This window comes from Lysobacter tyrosinilyticus, assembly GCF_054779815.1.
This window is the reverse complement of sequence record NZ_BAAGXN010000001.1, coordinates 738,099-764,340: the sequence shown is the minus strand read 5'-3', so window position 1 is coordinate 764,340 and position 26,242 is coordinate 738,099. Positions and strand designations below refer to the sequence as shown.

Here is a 26,242-nt window from a genome sequence, read left to right as displayed (position 1 = left end):
GTGGTGAAGCTGGCGGTGCGGAAGACTGAACCGTTGAAGCGACTCGCGCCTGCGGCGCTCAACCCCTCCCCGGCCCTCCCCTTCGCTGCGCGAAAGGGAGGGGGAAAAGCGCGGCCCGGAAAATCTACTGCGCGCCTTCCTCAGAACTTGCCGTAATAGCCTTCCTTAAGCGCATCGAAGAGGTTGGCGGCGGTGTGCATTTCGCCGTCGTATTCGATCTGCTCGTTGCCCTTCACCTCGATCGTGCTGCCGTCTTCGAGTTCGAAGCGGTAGGTGGTGTTCTCGAGGTCGGCTTCCTTCACCAGCACGCCCTGGAAGGCGGCCGGGTTGAAGCGGAAGGTGGTGCAGCCCTTCAGGCCCTGCTGGTGGGCGTAGCGGTAGATGTCCTTGAAGTCTTCGTACGGGTAGTCCGTGGGGACGTTCGCGGTCTTGGAGATCGACGAGTCGACCCACTTCTGCGCGGCGGCCTGGACGTCGACGTGTTCCTTCGGGGTGATGTCGTCGGCGGAGATGAAGTAGTCGGGGAGCTTGGCGTCGACTTCCTCGCTGAACGGCATGGCCTTGGCGTTGACCAGCTCGCGATAGGCGAGCAGCTCGTACGAGTAGACGTCGACCTTTTCCTTCGACTTCTTGCCTTCACGGATCACGTTGCGGCTGTAGTGGTGCGCGAACGACGGCTCGATGCCGTTCGACGCGTTGTTGGCCAGCGACAGCGAGATGGTGCCGGTCGGAGCGATCGAGCTGTGATGGGTGAAGCGGGCACCGACCTCGGCGAGTTCGTCCACCAGCTCCGGGGCGACCGAAGCAATGCGCTGCATGTAGCGGCTGTAGCGCGCGTGCAGGGTCTTGCCTTCGATTTCCTGACCGATCTTCCAACCGTCCTTCACCATTTCCGGACGCTTGCGCAGCATCTCGGCGGTGACGTCGAAGCGCTCGTCCATGATCGGGGCAGCGCCCTTCTCCTTGGCCAGCGACAGGCCCATTTCCCAGCCGGCCACGGCCATGTCACGGGCGATGCGATCGGTGAAGTCGCACGACTCCTTGGAGCCGTACTTCATCCGCAACATGGTCACGGTGCTGCCCAGGCCGAGGAAGCCCATGCCGTGGCGGCGCTTGCGCATGATCTCGGCGCGCTGCTGTTCCAGCGGCAGGCCGTTCACTTCGACGACGTTGTCGAGCATGCGGGTGAACACGCGCACGACTTCCTTATATTCCTCCCAATCGAAGGAGGCCTCATCGGTGAACGGCTTGCGCACGAACTTGGTCAGGTTCACCGAGCCCAGCAGGCAGGCGCCGTACGGGGGCAGCGGCTGCTCGCCGCAGGGGTTGGTCGCGCGGATCGACTCGCACCACCAGTTGTTGTTCATCTCGTTGACGCGGTCGATCAGGATGAAGCCCGGCTCGGCGTAGTCGTACGTCGAGACCATGATCATGTCCCACAGATGACGGGCACGGATGTGGCCGTAGATCTTGCAGGCGACCAGGCCGTCGTCGCGGGTGATGTAGTTGCGGTGGGTCGGCCATTCGCGCCAGACCACCTGCTCGGCGTCGTTGACGTCGATGTCGCCCTGTTCCTTGGTGTTGACCGGGAACACCAGCGGCCAGTCCTGATCGTTGTTGACCGCGTCCATGAAGCCGTCGGTGATCAGCAGCGAGAGGTTGAACTGGCGCAGGCGGCCGTCTTCGCGCTTGGCGCGGATGAAATCCTTCACGTCCGGATGCGACACGTCGAACGTGCCCATCTGCGCGCCGCGACGGCCACCGGCCGAGGACACGGTGAAGCACATCTTGTCGTAGATATCCATGAAGGACATCGGGCCCGAGGTGTACGCGCCGGCGCCGGCGACGAACGCGCCGCGCGGACGCAGCGTCGAGAATTCGTAGCCGATGCCGCAGCCGGCCTTCAGGGTCAGGCCCGCTTCGTGGACCTTCTCGAGGATGCCGTCCATCGAATCTTCGATGGTGCCCGAGACGGTGCAGTTGATCGTCGAGGTGGCGGGCTTGTGTTCGAGCGCACCGGCGTTGGACGTGATGCGGCCAGCCGGGATTGCCCCGCGGCGCAGCGCCCAAACGAAGCGGTCGTGCCAGTAGGCCTGCTTCTCGGCATTCGGTTCGGCCTCCGCCAGGGCCTTGGCGACGCGCTGGTAGGTCGCGTCGATGTCCGCGTCCACCGCCTCACCCGACTTGGTCTTCAGCCGGTACTTCTTGTCCCAGATGTCCTGGGACGCGGGCTGCATCGGGATTTCCTGCTGGGCCATGGGGGTCTTTACCGCTTCAAGGCGCACGGTGCTCATGCCTGTCCTGTCTCCTTCAATGGGGTGGCTGCTACGAACACCAACCACCCATGCTGTTCTTATGGTTTTTTGTGCTGCGCGTCACACTGCCCCATAACGCCGATAGCACGGCCCGCGACCGCTTTCCTGGAACTCCCATTGGAGATGCAGATGCGCCGCGTGCCGTCAGTTGTATGGGTCGTTGGACCTGGCGTGGCAGCTGCTTCGCCGGTCCTGTTTGCTCCTGCCGTCCGCCGCTCCCCCGCGTCTTCCGGCCTGGCCTTGACATCCAAGCTTTACCCCTAAGCTTGGGCTCTTCCCGTCCGGCTAACCACAAGATGTAGTGGCCGGACGGGGACCAAACCTAAACCCGCCCCCTACCCAAGTCAACCGTTTTTTTGCGACTTTGCGTGGCCGGAAAACACCCACGACTGCGTAGCCCAGTCGCCATGCGGGTTGGCGCGCAATTTGCAGATGACGGCCAAACTTCCGGTCAACTTCATGGACGGTTGGGCGGCTAGCGCCGACACTGAACCGTACCGCGACGGCTTGATTCCTGAGTGCGCGTCGCGACTTCACTTCCTGACCCATTCAGCCGACCTGCCCTGCATGCGCCTGTCGAACGCCCAGAAGACCCTGCTCACCCTCTCCGCCGCCGCGGCCTTCGGCGGTTTCGCCGCCACCGCGATGCGCGATGCGCTGGAAGCCCCGGCCGAAGCCGCACCCGCTGCGGCACCGGCGATCCCCGCCACCGCTGCCCTGCCGGCCGCGGTCGGCACCACCCCGCTGCCGTCGCTGGCGCCGATGCTGGCGCGGGTCACGCCCGCGGTGGTGAGCGTGCACACCAAGCAACGCGTGCAGGTGGGCGTGGGGCCGTTCGCCGACGATCCGGTGTTCCGCCGCATGTTTCCGCAGCTCACCCAGGAACGGATCAGCGAGTCGCTGGGTTCGGGCGTGATCGTGGACGCGGCGCGCGGCCTGATCCTCACCAACCACCACGTGATCGAAGGCGCGGACGAGGTGTCGGTGACGCTGTCGGACGAGCGCACGTTCAAGGCCGAGTTCGTGGGGTCCGACCCGGACACCGACATCGCGGTGATGAAGATCAAGGCCGACAAGCTCAGCGCGATCCCGCTGGCCGATTCGAGCCAGCTCAAGGTCGGCGACTTCGTGGTCGCGGTGGGCAATCCGTTCGGGATCGGCCAGACCGTCACTTCCGGCATCGTCTCCGCGGTCGGCCGCAGCGGCCTGCGCGGGCTGGGCTTCCAGAACTTCATCCAGACCGACGCCTCGATCAATCCGGGCAATTCGGGCGGCGCGCTGGTCAACCTCAATGGCGAACTGGTCGGCATCAACACCGCCAGCTTCAACCCGCGCGGTTCGATGGCCGGCAACATCGGCCTGGGCTTCGCGATCCCCACCAGCATCGCGCGCGGCGTGATGGACCAGCTGGTCGCCACCGGCCAGGTCCGTCGCGGCACGCTGGGCGTCGAAGCGCAGGACGTGGATCCGCGCATCGCTCAAGGCCTGGGGCTGGGTGAAGCGCGCGGCGCGGTGGTGACGCGGGTATTCCCGGGTTCGGCCGCGGCTGCCGCCGGTCTGAAGACCGGCGATGTGATCATCGGCGCCAACGGCGAGCACATCGACGACCGCAATTCGCTGCGCAACTTTGAAGGCCTGCAGTCTGTCGGCAGCCGGGTGTCACTGCAGGTGATCCGCGACGGCAAGCCGCTGCAGCTCAGCGCCGGGCTGCGTGAGCAGGCCCGCTCGATCGCCGGCGTCGAACTGGACGCGCGTCTGGAAGGCGCGACCTTCGCCGAACTGCCCGCCTCGCTGCGCCAGCAGGGCGCGACTGGCGTACTGGTCGAAGCCGTCACCCGCGGCAGCCGCGCGGCCCGCAACCGCCTGCAGCAGGGCGATGTGATCCTCGCCGCCAGCACGGGCGAATTCGACGACCTCCCCGGCTTCCGCGCCAGCTTCACACGCGCCCCGGCACAGTTGGTGCTTCGCGTCTGGCGTGGCGGCCAGCGTGGCGACCTGCCGATGCAATAAAACCCGCGGGGCTCACGCGGCGCGGGGTATCGTCGGCAGGTCATCCGCTTCTCACCAAGGAGAACGAGCATGTCACCCACCACTACCGATGGCATGAAGGCCCATCTCGGCGAGGCCGGCGGTCATCTCAAGCAGGCTGCGGTCGATACCGGCGATGCACTGCGTAATGCCGCAGGCGCCGCCGCCGACGAGCTGCGCCTGGGCAAGGCCAACGTGAAAGCCGATCTCGCCGACAGCGCGCTGGCCGGCATCACTGCCGCCGAACACGCCGGCGGTGCCGCTCGCGAACAGATGGACACGCTGATGGACAAGGGCCGCGACCTGATCGACAGCGCGGCCGACCTGATCCGCGAGCGGCCGCTGGCGTCGTTCGGCGTCGCCTTCGCGGCCGGCTGGATCATCGCCAAGCTCGCCCGCGGCGGCGGCGATAAATAAGTCCTGGTTGGAATGTGGCCCGGGCGGGGTGAGGAAGGGCGCTAGCGAGCCATTGGCTCGCGCCCTGACGAGCGCCCTCCGGCTATGCCGGAGAGCCGGGTCCGCCCTCGGGGTGTTGTCGGGAACGCCCCGCACGAACCGCGCCCGCCCGGGCTACTCTCACCGCATTGGCCTAAAGGCACGGTGGCCCGATGGACGAACCGCGTAGCGACAGCAACGCTCCCTCCGATGCCGGCAAGCCCGGCGGCGCTACGACCGCACCGGACCTGGCCGAGTCGCTGCGCCAGGTGCGCGCCGCCGGTCAGGCCGGCCTGCATGCCGCCACTGATGCCGCGAAGGCGCTGCGCATCCTGATTTCCGCCGATCTGTCGCTGGCGCGCAGCGCGTTCGGACGCGCATTGGCCTACACCGGTGTGGCGGTGGCCTTCGGCGGCTCGGCGTGGATGCTACTGATGGCCGCGCTCACCGCAGTGCTGCACGATGCGCTGGGCTGGTCGTGGACCTTGTCGCTGTCGGTGTGCGCACTGCTGAGCCTGATCGTGACCGCGCTGGGCATCTGGCGCGCGATCCACTACTTCGAACACACGCGCATGCACGCCACACGCCGGCAACTGGCGCGACTGGGCATCGGCGAACTGTCCGACTTCATGCCCGATCCCGGCTCGCACGAAGCCACCCATCACGCCGCCGAACGCATGAACGACAGCGGCGGCGATCCCCCGAAGAAGGGCCTGGGCGTGGACGTCACGCCGCCCTGATCCGATTCCCGCACGCGACAACCACCTGGACACGCATGGGTTTCAAGCAACTGCTCAGCAAGGTGCAACAGGCCGAGGCCGCACTCGAAGCGCGCGAGCGCCTCGTGGTCGATGACTGGCAGCGGTTGAAGACCACCTGGAAGGAAGCGTGGACGCCGGGGCGCGTGATCATCGCGGGAGTGGTGGCCGGTTTCCTCGTAGGCCGCACGCATCCGCTGCGCGTGGCGGCACGTAGTGGGCAATGGATGCAGTTGGTGACGATGCTGTCGGGACTATTCGCCGGCGGCAGTGCCCAGGCCGCGGCGCAGGCAGCGGAAGAAACCGCGGAAACGGTCGAGGATGCCGCCGGCACGATGGCGGCGCCGACGGCAACATCGCAGGATGTTTCATCCACTGTCGCGGAATCCTGAGCCGTGTCGCTGCCCCGATCCGATTCTTCCAACAACGACGCTTCCAGCGACGACGCGGATGTCGCGCAACTTCCGCACACCGCATCCGACGCGCCGCGTCCACGCGCATCCTTCGCGGCCGTGGTGCTGGCGACGATCGCGGTGGGCATGGTGTTGTGGCTCGCGCAGGATGTGATCCTGCCGGTGCTGTTGTCGATGTTCTTCGCGCTGATCGGCAATCCGATCATCCGCGTGCTGCAACGCGTGTGGATTCCGCGCTTCCTCGCCGCGCTGCTGGTGCTGGCGGGCGGGCTGCTGCTGGCGGGCGCGCTGGCCAATCAGCTGGTCGAGCCGGCCGGCGAATGGGTGCGCTCGGCGCCCAAGGAACTCAAGGAGCTCGCGCCCAAGCTGCGCGCGATGGTCAAGCCGGTGCAGGAGGCGAACAAGGCGGCGGAAAACCTTGCCCGCGCCGCGGGTGGCGAGTCCAAGCCGGTGCAGGTGGTGCGCACCGAGGTCAACGAGCCCTACAAGCTGCTGACCACCACGCCGCGATTGATTGCTTCGGTGCTGGCGGTGGTGCTGCTGACGTTCTTCTTCATGGTCTATGGCGAGAACCTGCAGCGCAACGCGATCGCGCTGCTGCACAGCCGGCAGCAGAAGAAGCTCACCGTGGAGATCCTGCAATCGATCGAGGCGGAGCTGTCGCGCTATGTGCTCACCATCAGCCTGATCAATGCGGTGGTCGGGCTGGTGTTTGCCATCGCGCTGATCCTGCTGGGCCTGCCGCTGCCCGAGGCGCTGCTGTGGGGCACGATGGCCACGCTACTCAACTTCGCGCCTTACGTGGGTCCGCTGGTCGGCATGGCGGTGATGCTGCTGATCGGCATGACCGCGTTCGACGGCGTGCAGGCGCTGCTGCCGTCCGGCATCTACCTGGCACTGCACACGCTGGAGGGTCAGCTGGTGACGCCGATCGTGCTCGGCCGGCGCATGCGGGTGTCGCCGCTGGTGCTGATCCTGGTGTTGATGGTGTTCGGCGCCTTGTGGGGAATCATCGGCCTGCTGTTGGCCGTGCCGCTGCTGGTGTGCGTGAAACTGGTGCTGGAGCGGACCGAGGGGATGGAGGGGTGGGCGCGGTTGTTGGAGTAGCCATACGACACTCGAGCATCCAGGCCTGGCCTTGATCTTTGTAGAGCGGAGCTCGCTCCGCTGCTCTTGCGGTGCGCTTTTCGTTGCGCCAGCCCGGCGCGCTTTTCGCAACAGGCAGGAGCGATCCGGGCAGGCCCGGATCTACGGGAGCCAGGGCAGCGGAGCAAGCTCCGCTCTACAAAACCTGCGAATTGGGGCCTTGGCGCATTCAGGATGTCGGCCTGCGCGAGCCGGCGCCATTACAATGCCCCGGTGACCTTCCCCATCCGCGCCATCACCCTCGACCTCGATGACACCCTGTGGCCCTTCGCGCCGATCGGGGCGCGGGTCGAACAGGTGCTGCACGACTGGCTCGAAGCCAACTGCCCGCGCACCGCGGCGCAGTTCCCGATCGTGAAGATGCGCGAGTTGCGCACCGAGCTCGACGCCGAGCATCCGCACCTGATCCACGACTTCAGCACGATGCGGCGGATGACCCTGGACCGCGCGATGCGCCTGGCCGGCGACGATCCGGTGCATGTCGACGCGGCGTTCGAGGCCTTCTTCGCCGAACGCAACCGGGTCGAGTTCTACCCTGACGCGCTCGACGCGCTGCAACGCCTGGCCGCGCGTGTGCCGCTGGCCGCGTTGAGCAACGGCAATGCCGATCTGGTCCGCGTCGGCGTGCACACCCACTTCACCTTCCAGCTCGGCGCGCGCGAACACGGCGCGCCCAAGCCGGTGGCCAGCATCTTCCACGCCGCCTGCGCCAGGCTCGGCGCCTCGCCGTACCACGTGCTGCATGTCGGCGACGACATCGAGATGGACGTCGTCGGCGCCGCACGCGCGGGACTGCGCACCTGCTGGCTCAATCGCGAACACCAGGCCTGGCCGCACGACGACGTGCGCCCCGACCTCGAATTCACCACGCTGACCGCACTGGCCGACTGGCTGGATGCGCACCCACAAGAAGAAGCCGCCGCATGACCCTACCCGCCGGACTCACCCTCGACTCCACCAACGCGCTGCCGCTGCACATCGTCACCCGTGCGGATTTCGCGGAGTGGCGTACGGCGCAGCCCGCGGCGGTCGGTACCTGGCTGGATGCACAAGGCTTCGACGGCAGCGCGTACACCGCGCAGCTGGTGCCGGATACCGACGGCCGCATCGCCGCGGCGGTACTCGGCGTCGCTGACCGCTTCGATCCGGCCGCCTACGGCCATGCCCCGTATGCGTTGCCGATGCGCACCTATCGCCTCGCCGATCGCCTCGATGCCGCCGAAACCGCAGCGCTGCAACTGGGCTGGGGTCTGGGCAGCTACCGCTTCACCCGCTACAAGCAGCCGCTGCGCACGCCGGCCTCGCTACTGATCGAAGACGACGTCGACGACGTGCTGGCCGAACTCGCCGCGTGCCTGCGCGTCCGCGACCTGGTCAACACGCCGACCGAACACATGGGTCCGGACCAGCTCGAGCAGGTGTGCTGCGAACTGGCCGAGCGCTTCGGCGCGCATATCGAAGTCGTCAGCGGCGACGACCTGCTGACCCAGAACTATCCGGCGATCCACGCGGTCGGCCGTGCTTCGCACCGCGCGCCGCGGATGATCGCGCTCACCTGGGGCGCGGTAGGCCTGCCGCACATCGCGATCTGCGGCAAGGGCGTGTGCTTCGACACCGGCGGCCTCGACCTCAAGCCCGCCGATGGCATGCGCAACATGAAGAAGGACATGGGCGGCGCCGCGCACGCGATCGCGCTGGTCGAATGGATCATGGCGCGCGATCTGCCGCTGCGGATCAGCCTGTTCGTGCCGGCGGTGGAGAACGCGGTCGGTCCGAATGCCTTCCGTCCCGGCGAAGTGATCGCCACCCGTGCCGGCATCAACGTCGAGATCGACAACACCGATGCCGAGGGCCGCGTGGTGCTGTGCGACGCGCTGACCCGCGCCGCCGAACTCAAGCCGGACCTGCTGCTCGATTTCGCCACGCTCACCGGTGCGGCGCGCATCGCGCTGGGCCCGGATCTGCCGGCGGTGTATTCCAATGACGACGCCACCGCGAATGCATGGCTCGAAGCCGGCATGCGCCTGCGCGATCCACTGTGGCGCATGCCGCTATGGCGTCCGTACTGGCGCTACCTCACCAGCACGATTGCCGACATCGCCAACGGCGGGCCGTCGAAGATGGCCGGCAGCATCACCGCCGCGCTGTATCTCGAGCGTTTCGTGCCCGCGCAGCAGAAGTGGGCGCACCTGGACGTGTATGCGTGGAATGACAGCGAACGCCCGGGCAAGCCGACGGGTGGTGAAGCGCAGGGATTGCGTGCGGCGTACGCGATGTTGAAGGGGCTGTGCTGACGTAGCCGGCGCACTGCGTACCCCTCGCCCCGCTTGCGGGGAGAGGGACAGCGTCGCGCCAGCGACGCAGGGTGAGGGGAAGTAAGGGCAACCGCAAAAGCGCCCCTCACACCCCAAGGGTGCTTCCTTCGGGGCGTCCGTCGCTTCGCGCCACCTTCTCCCCGCAAGCGGGGAGAAGGAACTCATTGGGGCTTCGCGCCAATTGCCGGTAATGGACTGCGCCGCAATGCGCCCTACAACCAACCCTTCTGCCGCGCCAGGCGATACGCCTCGATGCGGTTGCCGACGTTGAGCTTGCCGATCGCTTCGGACAGGTAGTTGCGCACGGTGCCGTGCGAGAGGTTGAGCTGTGCGGCGATCTCGCTGGCCGATAGTCCTTCCCCAGCGAGACGCAGCACCTGACGTTCGCGATCGTTGAGCGGGTCGGCTTCGGACCACGCATCGAGCGCGAGCTGCGGATCGATGACGCGGCCGCCACGCTGCACCTGGCGGATCGCGTCGGCGAGCTGCTCGGCCGGCGCATCCTTGAGTAGGTACGCGCCGACGCCGGCGTCCAGCGCGCGCCGCAGGAAACCGGGGCGCGCGAACGTGGTGACGATCACCACCCGGATCGGCAATTCCTGGCGCTGGATGCGCTGCGCCAGTTCGAGGCCGGTCAGGCCCGGCATCTCGATGTCGGTGACCAGCACGTCCGGCTTGAGACGCTGCAATTCGCGCCACGCGCTCTCGCCGTCCGCCGCCGCGCCCACGACCTCGAGATCCGATTCCAGATTGAGCAAAGCCGCCAGGGCGCCGCGCAGCAGCGTTTGGTCTTCGGCCAGCAGCACACGGATCATCGGGGCGGACGCCCTATTGGGAAGCTGCCGGGAAAAGTAGCAAACGCGATCATCCGGCGCAGCCGCGGATCAGGGTTCGGGCGCGTGCGTGTCGTCGTTGGCGGCCAGTGGCAGCCGCACTTCGATGCGCGTGCCCTTGCCCGCCGTAGAGTCGATCCGCAGGCGACCGCCCAGCGCTTCGATGCGCTCGCGCATGCCGCCCAGGCCATTACCCGGCACGATCGCGCCACCGCGGCCGTCGTCGCTGATGCGGACGATCGCATCGCCACGCTCGGTGGCGAAAGCCACTTCCGCGTTGCTCGCGCGCGCATGTCGCTGAATATTGGTCACCGCCTCGCGCACCGTCATCGCCAGCGCGGTCTCCACGCGCGGCGGCAGGGCCGCCTCGTTCATCGCGTACTTGAACACCACGCCATCGGACTCGAGCAGCAGCTTGGCCGATGCAAGCTCCGCGGCAATACCGGCGGAGCGGATGCCGGTCACGGCGGCGCGCACCTGTGCCAGCGCTTCGCGCGCTACGCGACTGACCTCCTGGATTTCAGCGCGTGCCGCTTCGGGATCGCGTTGTATGAGGCGGCCGGCCAACTCCGACTTCAGCGCCACCAGCGACAGCGTGTGACCGAGCAGGTCGTGCAGATCGCGACCGATGCGTTCGCGTTCGGCCAGCGCCGCCAGTCGCCGCACTTCGTCGTGACTGAGCTTGAGCGCGGCATCGGCGTGCATCTTGCGCGCGTAGGTGACATTCATCAGGCCGACCGCCAGTCCCACGATGACGCCATTTAGGATGTACGGCCACGGGAAGCCCAGCCACAGCCATTGCACGGCATGCAGCGCCAGCACGCCCAGCATGCCGGCGATCGCACGCCGTGGCGGCAGGGCGAACGCCAGGAAGGCACAGGCGTAAATCAGAAAGCCCTGCGCGCCGCCGTTGAACGGCATCAGCGCGAAGCCCAGCGCAGCGATACCCACCGCGGACCACAGGACCTTGCGACGATCACGGTAGTAGGCGCGGTAGTACAGCCACAGGAACACCGCATACGCGACCAGCGTCGGCCACAGCCAATGCGGGAAGACTCCCGGTGCGGTGATGGCCGGCGTCAGGAAGATCCAGATCGACCAGACCAGCATCAGCCATGCCGTCCACTGCCCACCGTGGCGGCCGCCCATGAGCTGGGCGCGCAAGGCCAGCAATGAATTGTCGGAAGGCCGGAAGTATTCGAAAAACACGGGCAGGGCTCCTGTCACGGACGCTGGCGGCAGCGCGCAACTCACGCCATCGCCGGAGGGCTGTGCTGCATTGAATCGCCACAGCAGGACCGCGATGGGGCTGCGTCCATCGCGATCATGTTAACGACACTCAGCGCAGTTCGACCCGATCGAGCTGAAAGCCGAACTTGCCCTCTGGCAGCCCGGCGGTGAAGGCGATCCCGCGCAGCTGGGCCGGGTCGCCGCCCTTGAAGCCGGCCAGTGACAACCGAACTTCGCGCCACTGCACGTCGGCGGTGAAGCTCTGCATGCTCGGCATGGCCTGTGCATTCGGGCCCGAGAACATCATCGCCGTGTACTGACGGCCGTCGCCGCGTACCCAGAACACCAGTTCATGCCGCTGGGAGAAGTCGAGCGGCTGCATCGGCTGCTTGCTGGCGAAGAACATCACACCCGACCACGGGAAGGCGAACCCCGGCTTGATCTCGCCAGTGACGCCCAACGCACCGCGTGAATTCGCCGCGCCGCCAGTTACCAGCGCATGACTCACCGTCGACGCGCCGCCCATCATCTGGTCGGTGGTCTCCTGCCAGCCCTTGCCGATGTGTGCATCGATCGCGTCGCCGTCGAAATCGCTGACCAGGGTCCCGTCCGGTGCGGCTGCGGCCGCGACGGGCTTGGCGTCGCTCGCCAACGTGCGGTCGACCGCATAGCCGTTCTTCCAGACCGTATCGATGGCGCGCGTGGCGGTGATGTCGCGGGTGGGATCGCCGGAAACCAGGACCAGATCGGCACGCGCACCCGGAGCGATCCGGCCGCGATCGCTCAGGCCGAAGCGCTGTGCGGTGGCGCCGGTCGCCGCATTCAGTGCCTGCGTTGGCGTCAGGCCCGCGCGCACCAGCAGTGCCAGTTCCCCATGCAGGCTCGCGCCGTGCGTGGTGCCTGGGTTGCCGGCGTCGGTGCCGGCCAGAATGGTCACGCCGGCCGCGTGCAGTTTGCGCACGTTCTGCAGCGCATGGTCGAGTTCCTGCAGATGCGTATTGCCGAAGCTGGCCTTGAGTCTGTCGATCTGTTCCGCCGACAGCTGCGGCTGCAGTCGCGCATCGCTGATGAGCCGCTCGCCTTCGCCGGCACCTGCGATGCTGGCCAGCACCGACAACGTCGGCACCACGAAGGTGTGCTTACGCTGCGCGGCCTGGATGAAGCCATCGTTGGCCTCGGTGTCGGCAAACACATGCACCAATCCGTCCGCGCCGACATTCACCGCATTCAGGGCATCCTTCTGCAGCGACACGTGCACCACCGCCAGCTTGGCGTCGTGATGTGCAGCGGCCACCGCGGCCCCAACCTGCGCCGGAGTGATGGTCGGGATGCGCCGCGTCTTGCTGTACGCGCTCATGTCTTCGACGATCAGCTTGATGTAGTCGGAACCCTCCTTGACGCGCGCGTCGACAAACGCCTGCGCATCGCCGTCGGCGGGCAGCGTCGGCACTTTCATGCCGTACTCGGTGCCATGCCCGCCCGGCGCGGTGACCGCGGCACCGGCCGACCACAAATCGGCCTGCGCGGTCCGCGCCAGCGATTCGCGCTGCTGCTTGAGCGCGGGCAGGCGGTTCCAGTCGCCGAGCATGTCGAGCTCGGCGGTGACCCCGAAGCGCAGCGCATCGCCTTGCGCACTGCCCCAGCTGTGGGTGTGGGCATCGATGAGGCCGGGCAGCAGGGTCTTACCAGTGCCGTCGATGACCGGAATGTCCGCCGGAATCGCGGCGTTGGCATCGACGGCAACGATGCGGCCTTCGCGCACGACGACGTTGGCTTCGTCCAGCACGCGCTGGCCGTCGAAGACGCGCACTTTGCGGACCGCGAAGCTGTTGCTGTCGGTGGCTGCGTGCGCGGTGGTATCGGGTGCCTGCTTCGCGGGGGCATCCTGTGCCATCACGGCCGTGGTCAGCGTGGCGACGAGTGCGGCGATGGCGGTGTATTCAGGCCAGCGTTTCATACGGTTCCTTCCTATGGGTTCACAGAGAATGAGTTGAAAGCAACGACGAGCGAGAGATCGAATGTGACGCGTCAGCCACTACGCGCCAGCCGCGCCTTGGCTACCACGAACAGCGCAATCGTCACTACGGCCAGTATCCCCAGGTGGGTCAGCACGCTGCCGCCTGCGTTGCGGCCAACCACGCCCAGCGCGATCTGGCTGAGGTGATAGGACGGCCACACCGGCGCCAGCTTCGCGAAGATCGGTGGCAGCACCTGCAACGGCAACCACAGGCCCGACAGGAAGGCCATCGGCAGGTACAACACGTTCACTATCGCCGGCGCGGCCGAGGCGCCGACCGAGGTGCCGATCAGCAGCCCGATGGCGCAGAACGGGAGCACGCCGAGCACATTGATCGCGAACAGCAGTGCCCACTGTTCCGGCTGCAGCGAAACCTTGGCAACGAACACTGCCAACAGCATCAGGATCATCGAGATGGCCGCGGCGAACGTCATCGCCATCGCCATCTTCGCCAGCAGATACGAGCCCGGCGGCATCGGCAGCGCGCGCTTGAAGGTCAGCCAGCCGCGCTCGCGCTCATTGGCTACGGTCACGCCGAAGCCGAACAGGCCCGCGGCCATGATGCCGAACACGCCATAGCCGGCGAGCATGTAGCGCGCCATCTCGGCACCGCCCGGGCGCGAGCCATTCAACAGCACGCCGAACAGCAGATAGAACAGCGCCGGAAACACCAGCGACGGCACCGCGAACGAGGGCGTGCGCAGCAGGCGCAGAAACTCGTACTTGGCTTCCAGCCAGTAGCAGCGCAACGAAAAGGACGACGAAGTAGCGGCGGCGTGCATTACGCGATCTCCGGTTGCGGCGCGGTGGAGTTCTGGGTGAGTTCAAGGAAGGCTTCGGCCAGGCCGGCGCGCTGGACTTCCAGTTCGCTCAGGCCGGTATCGAGTTCGAGCAGGCGACGCACCACCGTTTCGGCGGCATCGGCCACGATCTCGATGCGATTGGCTTCGCGGTGCACGCTGCGCACATCCGGCCATGCGGCCACTGCCTCCGCATCGACCGCCGACACGCAGCGGATCCGGCGCTGGGCCACATGCGCACGCACCTCCTCCATGCTGCCCGCGGCGACCACGCGGCCCAGGTTGAGCACCACCACGCGATTGGCGAGCGCCTCGGCTTCCTCCAGGTAGTGCGTGGTCAGCAGCACGCCACAGCCCTGCGCAACCAGTTCGCGGATCGCGCTCCACAGGCGCTGGCGGGCCTCGATATCCAGCCCGGTGGTCGGCTCGTCGAGGAACAACACGCTGGGCCGGCCGCAGATCGCCAGCGCAAACTGCACGCGCCGCTGCTGGCCGCCCGACAGGCGGCCGTAGCGGCGATCGAGCAGGCCTTCGAGACCCGCCAGTGCAACGCAATCGGCGACGCTGCGCGGCTGCCGGTAGTAGCTGCGGGTCAGCTCGATCAGTTCGCCCACGCACAGCGTGTCGGGAATGCCGGCGGACTGCAGCATCACGCCGATCTGTTGGCGGGCGCCCACGTTCTGCGGCGATTGGCCCAGCAATGCGACGTCGCCTTCATTGGGCGTAACCAGTCCGAGCAACAGGCCGATCGCGGTGCTCTTGCCGGCGCCATTGGGGCCGAGCAATGCCAGCAGTTCGCCGCTGCGCAATTGCAGGTCGACGCCATCCAGCGCGCGGACCTTGCCGTAGTTCCTGACTGCGCCGCGCAAACTGGCCAGCACGGTTCCTTCGTCGCTCATTGCCTGTGGCTCCCTGGGTGGATGCCGCACACATTGGGCGTCCGGCCCCGCCGTCGGCAGTTGCCGATGTCAGAAATCGCGGATGACAAACGTCAGATCGCGGCATTTGGTGCGAACCACGGTCAGGGATCGTGCCGTCTGCATGGGTGAGACGGCGGCGTGCTCTCATCGCGCCTTTCGCCCGATACGCAATTCCCGCATATGCATGAATTGGCGCGAACACGGCCCGAACCCCGGACTCACAGTCGCCACCCCAACCGCATGACAAGCATCAGGTGCATGACACCCGCCAATCCCCTAACCTGCCGAGCGTCGCCCAGCCGTGCCGACGAAAAAACTGACTTCCGGCAGCTGGCACCGGACCCGGGCATGGCCACACTGGCGCCACTTTGCGCCGTAAGGATGTCGAAGTACGCCGGCGTCACTCGTCGTATCGATGACCCTACGGCTCCCCGCTTTTGATTCAGGACGAAACCGGATGAACAACGTGGATTTGCTCAAGGAACTCCGCATCGACCGCAGCGCCCCGCCGGAGGCCCCGTCGCGGACGGGCCTGTGGATCGGCCTCGGCATTGCGGCCGTGATGGTGGTGCTGGCTGTCGTAGCCTGGATGGTGCTCGGCCGCGACAAGGCGATCGAAGTGAAGACCGCCGAAGTCACCTCGCTCAACAGCGGTGGCGGCAGCGCGTCGGTGCTCGATGCGACCGGCTATGTGGTCGCCCGGCGCATGGCCACGGTGTCTTCCAAGATCACCGGCAAGGTGCGCGAAGTGCTGATCGAGGAAGGCCAGCGCGTCGAAGCCGGCCAGGTGATGGCCACGCTGGATCCGATCGATGCCGATGCGCAACGCGATCTCGCCTCGTCGCAACTCGCCGCCGCGCGCAGCCAGATCGGCAGCGTGGAAGCGCAGCTGAAGGAGGCCGAAGCCAACGCCAAGCGCCTGGAAGGCCTGACGCAGCAGCAGCTGGTGTCGAAGGCGCAGTATGAGCAGGCCATCGCCCAACGCGACGCGCTGCGCGCGCAGCTCGCCACCGCGCAACGCAACGCCCAGGTTGCCAGCGGCGGACTGCGCATCGCCTCGCAGGGCGTCGACAACACCGTCGTGCGCGCGCCGTTCGCCGGCGTGGTGATCGCCAAGGCCGCGCAGCCGGGCGAGATCGTCTCGCCGCTGTCGGCCGGCGGCGGCTTCACCCGTACCGGCATCGGTACCATCGTCGACATGGATTCGCTGGAAGTCGAAGTCGACGTGAGCGAGTCCTATATCGGCCGCGTGCAGCCGAAGATGCCGGTGGAAGCCGTGCTCAACGCCTACCAGGACTGGCGCATCCCGGCCGAGGTGATCGCGATCATCCCGACCGCCGATCGCGCCAAGGCCACGGTGAAGGTGCGCATCGCACTGAAGTCGAAGGATCCGCGCATCGTGCCGGACATGGGCGTGCGCGTCTCGTTCCTCGAGCCCGAAGACAAGAAGACCGCCGCTGTGGCCCAGGCCGCGCCGCGCATGCAGGTTCCCGCGGCAGCGCTGCGCAAGGATGGCGAGCAGGACGTCGTCTTCGTCATGCAAGACGAGAAGGCCCAGCGCCGCGCGGTGAAGCTCGGCGGCAACATCGGCGACAACCGTCAGGTGCTGGCCGGCCTGAACGCAGGCGAGCGCGTGATCACCGAAGCGCCGGCGACGCTAAAGGACGGCGACGCGGTACAGCTCGCCGAAGACAAGTAACCGATACGAAATTCATCCCGCAGGCCCTGTCAGCAATGGCACCGACCTGCGAATAACAGACAACCCGTCCAAAGGATCGAGGCAGGCAATGAACGACATGAGCAAGCACGACGAGACGATGATCCGCATCCGCAACGTCACCAAGTCGTACGAGCGCGGCAAGCAGAAGGTAGAAGTGCTGCACGGACTCAATATCGATGTGCCGCGCGGCGACTTCGTCGCGCTGATGGGCCCCTCAGGTTCAGGCAAGACCACCCTGCTGAACCTGATCGGCGGCCTCGACACGCCCTCCTCCGGCGAAATCAGCGTCGACGGCCAGCGCATCGACCAGTTCAAGGGCGGCGCGCTCGCCCGCTGGCGCAGCCACAACGTCGGCTTCGTGTTCCAGTTCTACAACCTGATGCCGGTGCTCACCGCCGAAGCCAACGTCGAGCTGCCGCTGCTGCTGACCAAGCTGTCCGCGGCGCAGCGCAAGAAGAGCGTGCAAGTCGCGCTGCAGGTCGTCGGCCTGGCCGATCGCGCCAAGCACAAGCCGCGCGAACTCTCCGGCGGCCAGGAACAGCGCGTCGCGATCGCCCGCGCGATCGTCTCCGACCCGGCCCTGCTGGTCTGCGACGAACCGACCGGCGACCTCGACCGTGCCACCGCCGACGAGATCCTCAAGCTGCTGCAGGCGCTCAACCGCGAACACGGCAAGACGATCGTGATGGTCACCCATGACCCGCTCGCGGCCGAATATGCCAATCGCACCCTGCATCTCGACAAGGGCCGTCTCGCCGAGCAATCGGTGGGCGTGTGATCAGCTCCCTCCCTTTCGCGCAGCGAAGGGAGTGAGAAGGGACGTTTGCGAGCCACTGGCTCGCGTCCCGACGAACGCCCGTCGGCTATGCCGACGGGCCTAGCTGGGGAGGGGTCGAGCGCCCTGGGCGCGAGTGCTGTTGCTGTTGCTTGTATGAAGCAAAAGCAAAGGCAGGAGCACCCCTCCCAACCCTCCCCTTCGCCTGCGGCGAAAGGGAGGGCCAAAACTGGAGAACCTTCATGACCAAGACAGGATTTGTCATCGCCAACCTGTTCCGCAAGAAGACCCGCACGATCCTGACCCTACTGTCGGTGATCATGGCCTTCCTGCTGTTCGGGTTGCTGCAATCGGTGAACCACATCTTCGATGCGGGCGCCGACTTCATTGGCGCGACCCGCCTGGTGACCCAGGCGCGCGTGTCGTTCACCCAACCCGTTCCGCTGAGCATGCTGCCCAAGCTGGAGGCCGTGCCGGGCGTGGCGCGTGTCGCGCACATGCAGTGGTTCGGCGGCGTGTGGCAGGAGAACACCCCGTTGTTCGTGTTCGCCGTCGACCCGATGCGCCAGCACGAGGTGTACCCGGAATGGGTGATGCCCGAGCAGCAATGGAAGGCGTTCGCCAACACGCGCACCGCGATGATCGCGGGCCGCAACATCGCCAACCAGTACGGCTGGAAGATCGGCCAGAAGATCCCGATCCGCTCCAACATCTATCCGCAGAAGGACGGCAGCAAGGCCTGGGCGTTCGACCTGGTCGGCATCTATGACGGCAGCGATGATAACTGGCAGAAGCAGACCAACACGGTCTTCATCAGCCACGACTACTTCGACGAGGCCAACCAGTTCAGCAAGGGCCGCACCAACTTCTTCATGCTGAAGCTGGCCCCCGGGGCCGATGGCGCGAAGATCAGCAGCACCATCGACAAGATGTACGAGAACTCGCCCGACGAGACCAAGACGCAGACCGAGAAGGACTTCAACGTCGGCTTCATCAAGCAGATCGGCGACATCGGCATGATCGTGCGCTGGATCCTGTTCGCGGTGTTCTTCACCCTGCTGCTGGTGGTGGGCAACACCATGGCGCAGAGCGTGCGCGAACGCATACCGGAACTGGCGGTGCTCAAGACGCTGGGCTTCTCCGACGGCAGCGTGCTCGGCTTCGTGCTTGCCGAAGCGGTCGCGCTGTGCCTGTTCGGCGGCATCGTGGGCATGTCCATCGCCACGCTGTTCGGCGCCATGATCGAGAAGGGCACCGGCGGCCAGTTCGCGTTGAGCGTGAATGGCTGGGTCTGGACGACCGGACTGATCACGATTGCGCTGATGAGCCTGGCCGTGGGCCTGCTGCCGGCGCTGCGCGCGCGCCGTTTGAAGATCGTCGACGCCCTGGCGGGACGTTAAGGGAACGGAGCTGAGGAGAACAACATGCTGAGTCAAATCACTGCCATCACCGGCCTCAACCTCAAGAGCATTCCCGAGCGTTGGGCCTCCTCGCTGGTGATCGTCGTCGGCCTTGCCGGCGTGGTCGCCGTATTCACCGCACTGCTCGCCATGGCCACCGGCTTCGAGAAGACGCTGGCGTCCACCGGTCGCACCGACAACGCGATCATCCTGCGTGGCGGTTCCGATGCGGAACTCAACTCGGGCCTGAGTCGCGATTCGGCCACGCTGATCAAGCAGGCCGTGGGCATCCGCAAGGGCGCCGACGGCAAGCCGCTCGCTTCGGGCGAGATGATCGTGATCGCCGAGCTGGTCCGCCAGGGCGATGCGAAGAACGGCGCCAACATCACGGTACGCGGCGTCGAGGCCAATTCGTTCGCATTACGCCCGCAGTTGAAGATCGTCGAAGGCCGCAAGTTCCGCACCGGCCTGCGCGAGCTGATCGTCGGTCGCGGCGTCACCCGCCAGTTCCAGGGAGCCGAGCTCGGCAAGACACTTCGCATGCGCGGCTCTGATTGGACCGTGGTCGGCGTGTTCGAATCCGGCGACGCGTACGACAGCGAGCTGTGGACGGATGCGGAGGTCGCGCAGACGACGTTCAACCGCGGCGGCTACAGTTCGGTGCTGGTCGGCCTGGACGGTGCCAATGGCCTGAAAACCCTGCAGGACAATCTGAAGACCGATCCGCGTCTCACGGTCGATGTGAAGGGCCAACAGGAATATTTCAGCGGCCAGACCAAGAACTTCCGCCAGCAGATCGGCTTCCTCGCCGGCGTGGTCACTTTCATCATGGCGCTGGGTGCGATCTTCGCCGCGCTCAACACCATGTACGCCGCGGTTGCCACCCGCGCCAAGGAGATCGCCACGCTGCGTGCAATCGGCTTCGGCGGCATGCCGGTGCTGCTGTCGGTGATGATCGAGTCGCTGGTACTGGCCTTCGTCGGCGGGGCGTTGGGCGCGGTGATCGCCTACCTGCTGTTCAACAACTTCTCGGTGTCGACGCTGGGCCAGAACTTCACCCAGGTGGTGTTCGCGTTCAAGGTCACCCCGCCGCTGGTGATGACCGGCTTGGTGATCGCGCTGGTGATCGGCTTCTTCGGTGGCCTGTTGCCGGCATGGCGTGCGGCGCGGATGCCGGTCACTTCGGCGCTGCGTGCGGCGTAATCGCTACACGGTCCAAACTTGAAGCATCGAGCAGGCCGCGAGCAATCGCGGCCTGTTCGTTTTCACGGGTATCGATGTCCAGGTACAGCTCGGGTGCGTGCAGGCACCACACCGTGCCCGGCCCCAATGCATTGAGGTAGGTGCCGAAGCCGCGGTCGCCCTGCAACTGGTCCGCGGTCTGCAGCAGCGTTGCCGTCACGACAGCCGGCGATCCCAGTCGATCGGCCAGGCGCGTGGCGGCGCAACCGGAGAACGCTTCGGATGCGGCGAGCAGCAGCCGTTGCAGATGATCGGCTTCGAGCCCCGGCTGGTCGCAGCCCAGGATCAGCACGTGCCCGCCGTGCGCCTGCAATACGCGGGCGGCGACCTGCACGCTGCTCGCGAGTCCCGTTTCCCAATCCGGGTTGTGCACGACTTCGACGCGCAGGCCGGTGAGCGCCGCCGCGATGCACCGGTGATCGGCGCCGGTCACCACGATGACGCGGCGTGCGCCCGTGGCGAGCGCGAGTCGCACGGTGCGATGCACCAGCGTTTCGCCGCCCCGCACGAGCAGTTGCTTGGGGTGTCCCAGACGCCGGCTACCGCCCGCGGCCAACACGATCGCGGCGTGCTCCCTGCTCATGGCGACGTGCTCCTTGCTCATGGTGAATGGCGGTAGCTGTGCAGTTGCGCGGCGATGCTGAGCGCGATCGCCTCCGGCCCGTGCCCACCCAGGTCGAAGCCAACGGGCGAATGCAGGCGCGGGGCCAGCGATTCACGCATCTCGGCAGGCAGCACCTGGAACAGGTCGTCACGGCGCCGCGCCGGCCCGAGCAGGCCGATGAAGCCAATCCTGCTCGCGCTTAATGCCGCCAAGGCCTCGCGATCCAGCTCGAAGTTGTGGTGCATGACCAGGGCGGCATCGAACCGCGCTTCCGCCAATGCTGCGAAGGCGGCCTGCGGCGACTGCTCGATCGGCGCGTCGGCCGCGGCCGCCAACGCTGCCCAGCGCGGACGCTGCTCGATCAACGTGACGATCCAGCCCAGATTGCGCAGCGCGGGCAACAACGTCGGTGTTTCCGGACCGGCGCCGAAGATCGCGACCATGGGCGGTGTCGGGATGGCGACTTCCCATGGACCGGCCTGCACATCATCCGGATTCACACATTCGAGTTGCCAGTGACGCTCGAGTGCGTCGATCCGTGCGCGCACATCGCCGTCACTGGAAATGGCGATGCACAGCGGCGCCTGCGCGCGGCGCCAGGCGGCGACGATATCCCCCCAACAGGGCATGCCATGCAACGGCAGCAAGGCGAGGCGCAACCGGCCGCGGCAACCCAACGCCGAGCCGGAGAACAGATCCTCGTCGTCGCGGGTATCGATATCGAGCCAGCTCATCCGCAGCGCGGCTGCGGCGTGACGCGCGCGGCGTTCGATCTCCGGCTCCAGGCAGCCGCCGCTGAGCCACCCGACCTGGCCCGTATCGTCGCCAAACAGCGCCATCGCGCCCGGCCGCACATAGGTCGAACCCTCGGTCGCCACCACCAGCGCCAGCACCGCGGCTTCTTCACGCTGCGCGGCCAGGGCGGAGGCTTCCAGCACGGCGCGCGGACCACCGGGCGGCGAACGGGTTACGGCAACCTGGATATCCATGAGGACGCGAACCCCGAGGCGTTGGCGACCGCCAGAGTCTATGCCCGGAAGCACCGGCCTGCGCTGCTGCGGCGTGCCATGCAACCCGGCCGGGGCAGGAGTAGGCTCGGCCCTCCCGACCTGCGGGAGCGCGCCATGAAGTTGCACGTCAATGGCACCGAGCACGAGGTGGCTGCACCGCCGGAGATGCCTCTGCTGTGGGTGTTGCGCGACCTGATGGGCATGACCGGCACGAAGTTTGGTTGCGGCATCGCGCAATGCGGCGCCTGTACCGTGCATGTGGATGGCATGCCGCGACGTTCGTGTGTCACGCCGGTCGAGAGCGTGGTCGGCAAGCAGATCACCACGATCGAGGGTCTGTCCAAGGACGGCACTCATCCGGTGCAGCGCGCCTGGACCGAACTCGACGTCGTGCAGTGCGGTTACTGCCAATCCGGACAGGTGATGGCGGCCGCCGCCTTGCTGGCGAAAGTGCCCAATCCCAGCGATACCGATATCGACCAGGCGATGTCCGGGAATATCTGTCGTTGCGGCACTTATCCGCGGATTCGCGCTGCGGTGCATCGGGCGGCGGAGCTCAACAAGGCTTGATGTTTTTGAGCCCCTCTCCCGTCGGGAGAGGGGTTGGGGTGAGGGTTCGGCGAAGCGATCATGGTGAACGATCAACAGGCAAACCACGCTCGCTGAGACCTTGCGGTCGATCGAACTCCTCCACCCCGCCGGACCCTCATCCGCCCTTCGGGCACCTTCTCCCGGAGGGAGAAGGGAAAAACAAAAAGCGGAGGTTTCCATGAACACCGCGAAACACTTTTCCCGCCGCGATTTCCTCAAGACCAGCGCCGTGGTCGGCGGCGGTCTCGTCGTCGGCTTCGTCATCCCTGGCGCACGCCGGTTCGCCTTCGCCGATCCTGCAGCGGCCTTCGTGCCCAACGCATTCCTGCGCGTCGGCAGCGATGACAACGTCACCGTGCTGATCGCGCATTCGGAAATGGGCCAGGGCATCTGGACCGCATTGCCGATGCTGATCGCCGAGGAGCTGGACGCGGACTGGTCGAAGATCCGCGTCGAGCACGCACCTGCTGCTGCCGCGTACGCACACACCGCGTTCGGCATGCAGATGACCGGCGGCTCAACGTCGACCTGGTCCGAGTTCGACCGCTACCGCCAAGCGGGCGCCGCCGCGCGCTCGATGCTGATGCAAGCGGCGGCCACGCGCTTCAACGTGCCGCTGGAACAGGTACGCACCGAGAACGGCGAAGTTATCGCAGGCGCGCAACGCCTGCGTTACGGCGCGCTCGCCGACGACGCGGGCAAGCTCAAGGCGCCGGATCCGAAGTCGTTGCAGCTCAAAGATCCAAAGCACTGGAAGTTCATCGGCAAGGCGACCAAACGCCTGGACACGCCGGAAAAGATCACCGGTCGCGCGCAGTTCGGCATGGACGTGCAGTTCCCCGGCCTGCTCACCGCGGTCGTGGCGCGTGGACCTGTGTTCGGTGCGAAGGTGAAATCGTTCGACGCCACGGCGGCGAAGCAGGTCGAGGGCGTACGCAAGGTCGTCCAGGTGCCCAGTGGCGTCGCTGTGGTCGCCGATCACTACTGGGCGGCGAAGCTCGGTCGCGATGCGCTCAAGGTCGACTGGGACCTGGGCGAAGGCGCCGCCATGGACAGCCAGGCGATGCGTGCGGAACTCACCCGGCTTGCCGCAACCCCGGGAACGCCCGCGGCGCAGGCCGGCGATGTCTCCGGCGCGTTGCCCAAGGCGAAGAAGACGTTGAGCGCGGTGTATGCCGTGCCCTATCTCGCGCATGCACCGATGGAGCCGCTCAACTGCACGGTGAAGATCGGCAAGGACGCCTGCGAGATCTGGACCGGCACGCAGTTCCAGACGGTTGACCAGATGGTCGCTTCGAAGATCCTCGGCCTGAAGCCCGAACAAGTGCAGATCCACACCACCTTCCTCGGCGGCGGCTTTGGCCGGCGCGCAACGCCGACCTCGGACTTCGTTACCGAAGCCGTTCACGTCGCCAAGGCCGCCGGCGCTCCGGTGAAAACAGTGTGGTCGCGCGAGGACGACATTCGCGGCGGCTACTACCGGCCTGCCTACGTGCATGACGCGCGCATCGGCGTCGATGCCAAGGGCATGCCGATCGCGTGGCAGCACGGCATCGCCGGGCAATCGATCCTCGCCGGCACGCCGTTCGAAGCGATGCTGGTGAAGAACGGCATTGATGGCACTTCGGTCGAAGGCGTCGCGGATTCGCCGTACCTCAAGGAGATTCCGGATCATCGCGTCGGCCTGCATTCGCCGCACAAACCGGTGCCGGTGCTGTGGTGGCGCTCGGTCGGCCACAGCCACAGCGGCTTCGTGATGGAAAGCCTGATCGACGAACTGGCGCACGAGGCGAAGCAGGATCCGCTCGCGTACCGGCGTGCGTTGCTGGAGAAACACCCACGCCATTTGGGCGTGCTCAATCTGGCCGCCGAGAAGGCCGGCTGGGGCAAGCCGCTCAAGAAGGGCCGCGCTCGGGGCATCGCGGTGCACGAATCCTTCGGCAGTTACGTGGCGCAGGTCGCGGAGGTGTCGCTGGAAGACTCACCGCAGGGGCGGCGCAGCATTCGCGTGCATCGGGTCGTATGCGCGGTCGACTGCGGCATCGCGGTGAATCCCGAATCGATCCGCGCGCAGATGGAATCCGGTGTCGCCTTCGGGCTGAGTGCGGCGCTGCACAGTCATCTGAGCTTCCGCGAGGGTCGCGTCGCGCAGTCCAACTTCCACGACTACCCGGTGCTGCGGCTCAACGAAATGCCCAAGGTCGAAGTGCACATCGTGTCGAGCACCGAGAAATCCGGCGGCATCGGCGAAACCGGCGTGCCGCCGATCGCGCCGGCGGTCGCCAACGCCGTGTTCGCGCTGACCGGGCAACGTCTGCGCGAGTTGCCGCTGCAATTGCCGGCCACTGCGTCGGCCAAGGCCTGAGGTGCGTGCCATGCGAATCCAATCGACGATTCAATCGATGATCGTCCTGCGCACGGCGTTGCTGCTGTGTGGCGTGCTTGCCGTGGCCGGCTGTGAAACGCAGGCCGCGCCGGAGCGACAGCAGGCCGGCAAGGCGGCGTTCGCCACCATCCATGCGGTGTTCCAGCATCCGCGCTGCGCCAATTGCCACATCCCCGGCGACGCGCCCCTGGTGACCGATATCGGCGTGCCGCATCCGATGGGTGTCGCACGCGGGCCGGAAGGTCATGGCGCCGTCGGTTTGCCGTGCGCGAGTTGCCACGGCGAGAAGAACTCGCCGGCGAGCTACGGCCCACACGCGCCGCCGGGCGCGCCGCATTGGGGCCTGCCGCCGCCGCATCAGAAGATGGCCTGGATCGGCCTGTCGCCGAAGGCGACGTGCGAGATGATCAAGGACCGCAAGCACAACGGGAATCGCGATCTCGCCGCGCTGCTCAAGCATGTCAGCGACGACAAGCTGGTGCTGTGGGGTTGGACGCCTGGTGGCGAACGCGCACCGGTGCCGGTGCCGCACGATGATCTGGTCGTGGCGTTCAAGACGTGGGTGGATGCGGGGGGACCGTGTCCGGATGCGTGAGGTAGGCGGGCCGTTGCCCCATCGTCAGGCGCGAGCGACTTCTCCTAGCTGCTTGTCCTTCTCCCCGCCTGCGGGGAGAAGGTGGCGCGAAGCGCCGGATGAGGGGCGCCTTGGCTGTTGCCTCCCCTCACCCTGCGCCGCTAACGCGACGCTGTCCCTCTCCCCGCAAGCGGGGCGAGGGGTGATGATGCGTCGCCCCGAAGGAAGCACCCTTGGGGTGTGAGGGGCGGCGAGCACAGCGAGCTGCTCTTGCTCTTGATCAACTGCGAAACACGACAGTCAGCCTTTGAGCTGAGCACGGAAGTGGAAGCACTCGATGCCGAAGTCTTCCCGAAAATAGAACCGATGCGCGCCTTCGCGCTTCACGTTCGAGATCAGCTGGATCTCGCTGCACTCATGGGCGCGGGCTTCATCCTTCAACCGCGCGATCAGGAGTGAGCCATAGCCGCGTGAACGCGTGCCTTCATCGGTAACGAGGTCGTCGACATACAGCAACCGCCCGCAGTACAGCATGTTCATCAAACGCCAGGTCGCCACGGCCCGCACGGCGCCCCGGTCGCGCAACGCGAACAACCGCAGGCCATCACTCGCCTGCAGCGCGCGCATCCTCGCCACGTAGTCGTGGCGCTGCAGATGCGGCCGCAACTGGTGCATCACATCGAAGGTCGCCGCGATCTCCTCGTCGCTGCGCGCCTCCAGGATCTCCATT

The 26,242-nt window shown here is 66.6% G+C and carries 23 protein-coding genes; 14 read left to right on the top strand and 9 right to left on the bottom strand.

The features are described from left to right. Positions 1–140: 140 nt before the first annotated feature. Complete coding sequence (locus ACYVGK_RS03170; protein WP_460731778.1) at positions 141–2,294, bottom strand: adenosylcobalamin-dependent ribonucleoside-diphosphate reductase; 2,154 nt, start codon at positions 2,292–2,294, stop codon at positions 141–143. A 588-nt stretch (positions 2,295–2,882) separates the two neighbouring features. Here ACYVGK_RS03170 and ACYVGK_RS03165 point away from each other — a divergent pair. The 7 genes from ACYVGK_RS03165 (at position 2,883) to ACYVGK_RS03135 (ending at position 9,389) form a co-directional block, all read left to right on the top strand. Continuing rightward, a complete protein-coding gene (locus ACYVGK_RS03165) occupies positions 2,883–4,325 on the top strand; it encodes a Do family serine endopeptidase (RefSeq protein ID WP_460732436.1) in 1,443 nt (480 codons plus the stop codon). A 69-nt stretch (positions 4,326–4,394) separates the two neighbouring features. Beyond that, positions 4,395–4,760, top strand: coding sequence for a hypothetical protein (locus ACYVGK_RS03160; RefSeq protein WP_460731777.1), 366 nt, complete (start codon positions 4,395–4,397; stop codon positions 4,758–4,760). Positions 4,761–4,951: 191 nt separating this feature from the next. Continuing rightward, positions 4,952–5,518, top strand: a complete 567-nt coding sequence (locus ACYVGK_RS03155; RefSeq protein WP_460731776.1) for a phage holin family protein — start codon at positions 4,952–4,954, stop codon at positions 5,516–5,518. 35 nt (positions 5,519–5,553) lie between these two features. Next, positions 5,554–5,928, top strand: coding sequence for a hypothetical protein (locus ACYVGK_RS03150; protein WP_460731775.1), 375 nt, complete (start codon positions 5,554–5,556; stop codon positions 5,926–5,928). 120 nt (positions 5,929–6,048) lie between these two features. Then, on the top strand, positions 6,049–7,056 hold the full coding sequence (locus tag ACYVGK_RS03145) for an AI-2E family transporter (protein ID WP_460732435.1): 1,008 nt from the start codon (positions 6,049–6,051) through the stop codon (positions 7,054–7,056). Positions 7,057–7,308: 252 nt separating this feature from the next. Next, positions 7,309–8,022: an HAD family hydrolase gene (locus tag ACYVGK_RS03140; RefSeq protein ID WP_460731774.1), complete on the top strand. Its 714-nt coding sequence runs from the start codon at positions 7,309–7,311 to the stop codon at positions 8,020–8,022. Continuing rightward, the gene (locus ACYVGK_RS03135) at positions 8,019–9,389 is read left to right on the top strand and encodes a leucyl aminopeptidase family protein (RefSeq protein WP_460731773.1); all 1,371 of its coding nucleotides are present in this window, start codon (positions 8,019–8,021) and stop codon (positions 9,387–9,389) included. Before ACYVGK_RS03140 ends, ACYVGK_RS03135 begins: the two co-directional genes overlap by 4 nt. 233 nt (positions 9,390–9,622) lie before the next feature. Here ACYVGK_RS03135 and ACYVGK_RS03130 read toward each other — a convergent pair whose 3' ends face one another. The 5 genes from ACYVGK_RS03130 to ACYVGK_RS03110 form a co-directional block, all read right to left on the bottom strand. Next, positions 9,623–10,225 carry a response regulator transcription factor gene (locus ACYVGK_RS03130; RefSeq protein ID WP_460731772.1) on the bottom strand — a complete coding sequence of 201 codons (603 nt, stop codon included), beginning with the start codon at positions 10,223–10,225 and terminating at the stop codon, positions 9,623–9,625. Between the two features lie 69 nt (positions 10,226–10,294). Next, complete coding sequence (locus tag ACYVGK_RS03125; protein WP_460731771.1) at positions 10,295–11,452, bottom strand: sensor histidine kinase; 1,158 nt, start codon at positions 11,450–11,452, stop codon at positions 10,295–10,297. Positions 11,453–11,582: 130 nt separating this feature from the next. Continuing rightward, a complete protein-coding gene (locus ACYVGK_RS03120; RefSeq protein WP_460731770.1) occupies positions 11,583–13,430 on the bottom strand; it encodes a CIA30 family protein in 1,848 nt (615 codons plus the stop codon). A 71-nt stretch (positions 13,431–13,501) separates the two neighbouring features. After that, the gene (locus ACYVGK_RS03115) at positions 13,502–14,272 is read right to left on the bottom strand and encodes an ABC transporter permease (RefSeq protein ID WP_460731769.1); all 771 of its coding nucleotides are present in this window, start codon (positions 14,270–14,272) and stop codon (positions 13,502–13,504) included. Then, positions 14,272–15,189: an ABC transporter ATP-binding protein gene (locus tag ACYVGK_RS03110; RefSeq protein WP_460731768.1), complete on the bottom strand. Its 918-nt coding sequence runs from the start codon at positions 15,187–15,189 to the stop codon at positions 14,272–14,274. The genes ACYVGK_RS03115 and ACYVGK_RS03110 overlap by 1 nt, the downstream gene beginning before the upstream one ends. A gap of 478 nt (positions 15,190–15,667) precedes the next feature. On the opposite strand from ACYVGK_RS03110, the gene ACYVGK_RS03105 reads away from it, so the two are divergent. From ACYVGK_RS03105 to ACYVGK_RS03090, 4 genes are all read left to right on the top strand, one after another. Beyond that, entirely contained in the window at positions 15,668–16,909 is a 1,242-nt protein-coding gene (locus ACYVGK_RS03105) for an efflux RND transporter periplasmic adaptor subunit (protein ID WP_460731767.1), read from the top strand. Between the two features lie 97 nt (positions 16,910–17,006). Beyond that, entirely contained in the window at positions 17,007–17,708 is a 702-nt protein-coding gene (locus ACYVGK_RS03100; protein WP_460731766.1) for an ABC transporter ATP-binding protein, read from the top strand. A 239-nt stretch (positions 17,709–17,947) separates the two neighbouring features. After that, a complete protein-coding gene (locus ACYVGK_RS03095) occupies positions 17,948–19,105 on the top strand; it encodes an ABC transporter permease (RefSeq protein ID WP_460731765.1) in 1,158 nt (385 codons plus the stop codon). Positions 19,106–19,129: 24 nt separating this feature from the next. Beyond that, positions 19,130–20,308 (top strand): ABC transporter permease, encoded by a 1,179-nt coding sequence (locus ACYVGK_RS03090; protein WP_460731764.1) that lies wholly within the window; start codon positions 19,130–19,132, stop codon positions 20,306–20,308. On the opposite strand, the gene ACYVGK_RS03085 is transcribed toward ACYVGK_RS03090, so the two are convergent. Together ACYVGK_RS03085 and ACYVGK_RS03080 are read right to left on the bottom strand one after the other, a co-directional pair. Beyond that, positions 20,283–20,930: a nucleotidyltransferase family protein gene (locus tag ACYVGK_RS03085; RefSeq protein WP_460731763.1), complete on the bottom strand. Its 648-nt coding sequence runs from the start codon at positions 20,928–20,930 to the stop codon at positions 20,283–20,285. The two genes, ACYVGK_RS03090 and ACYVGK_RS03085, sit on opposite strands and share 26 nt — an antisense overlap. Positions 20,931–20,947: 17 nt before the next feature. Next, positions 20,948–21,940 (bottom strand): XdhC family protein, encoded by a 993-nt coding sequence (locus ACYVGK_RS03080; RefSeq protein WP_460731762.1) that lies wholly within the window; start codon positions 21,938–21,940, stop codon positions 20,948–20,950. Positions 21,941–22,075: 135 nt separating this feature from the next. Between ACYVGK_RS03080 and ACYVGK_RS03075 the strand changes: the two genes are divergently transcribed. The 3 genes from ACYVGK_RS03075 to ACYVGK_RS03065 all read left to right on the top strand — a co-directional run bounded on the left by ACYVGK_RS03075 (position 22,076) and on the right by ACYVGK_RS03065 (position 25,533). Beyond that, the gene (locus ACYVGK_RS03075) at positions 22,076–22,531 is read left to right on the top strand and encodes a (2Fe-2S)-binding protein (protein ID WP_460731761.1); all 456 of its coding nucleotides are present in this window, start codon (positions 22,076–22,078) and stop codon (positions 22,529–22,531) included. 199 nt (positions 22,532–22,730) lie between these two features. Then, positions 22,731–24,917 (top strand): xanthine dehydrogenase family protein molybdopterin-binding subunit, encoded by a 2,187-nt coding sequence (locus ACYVGK_RS03070; protein WP_460731760.1) that lies wholly within the window; start codon positions 22,731–22,733, stop codon positions 24,915–24,917. 10 nt (positions 24,918–24,927) lie between these two features. Next, complete coding sequence (locus tag ACYVGK_RS03065) at positions 24,928–25,533, top strand: hypothetical protein (RefSeq protein ID WP_460731759.1); 606 nt, start codon at positions 24,928–24,930, stop codon at positions 25,531–25,533. A gap of 279 nt (positions 25,534–25,812) precedes the next feature. Here ACYVGK_RS03065 and ACYVGK_RS03060 read toward each other — a convergent pair whose 3' ends face one another. Continuing rightward, positions 25,813–26,241 (bottom strand): GNAT family N-acetyltransferase, encoded by a 429-nt coding sequence (locus ACYVGK_RS03060; protein WP_460731758.1) that lies wholly within the window; start codon positions 26,239–26,241, stop codon positions 25,813–25,815. Between the last annotated feature and the right edge of the window lies 1 nt (position 26,242).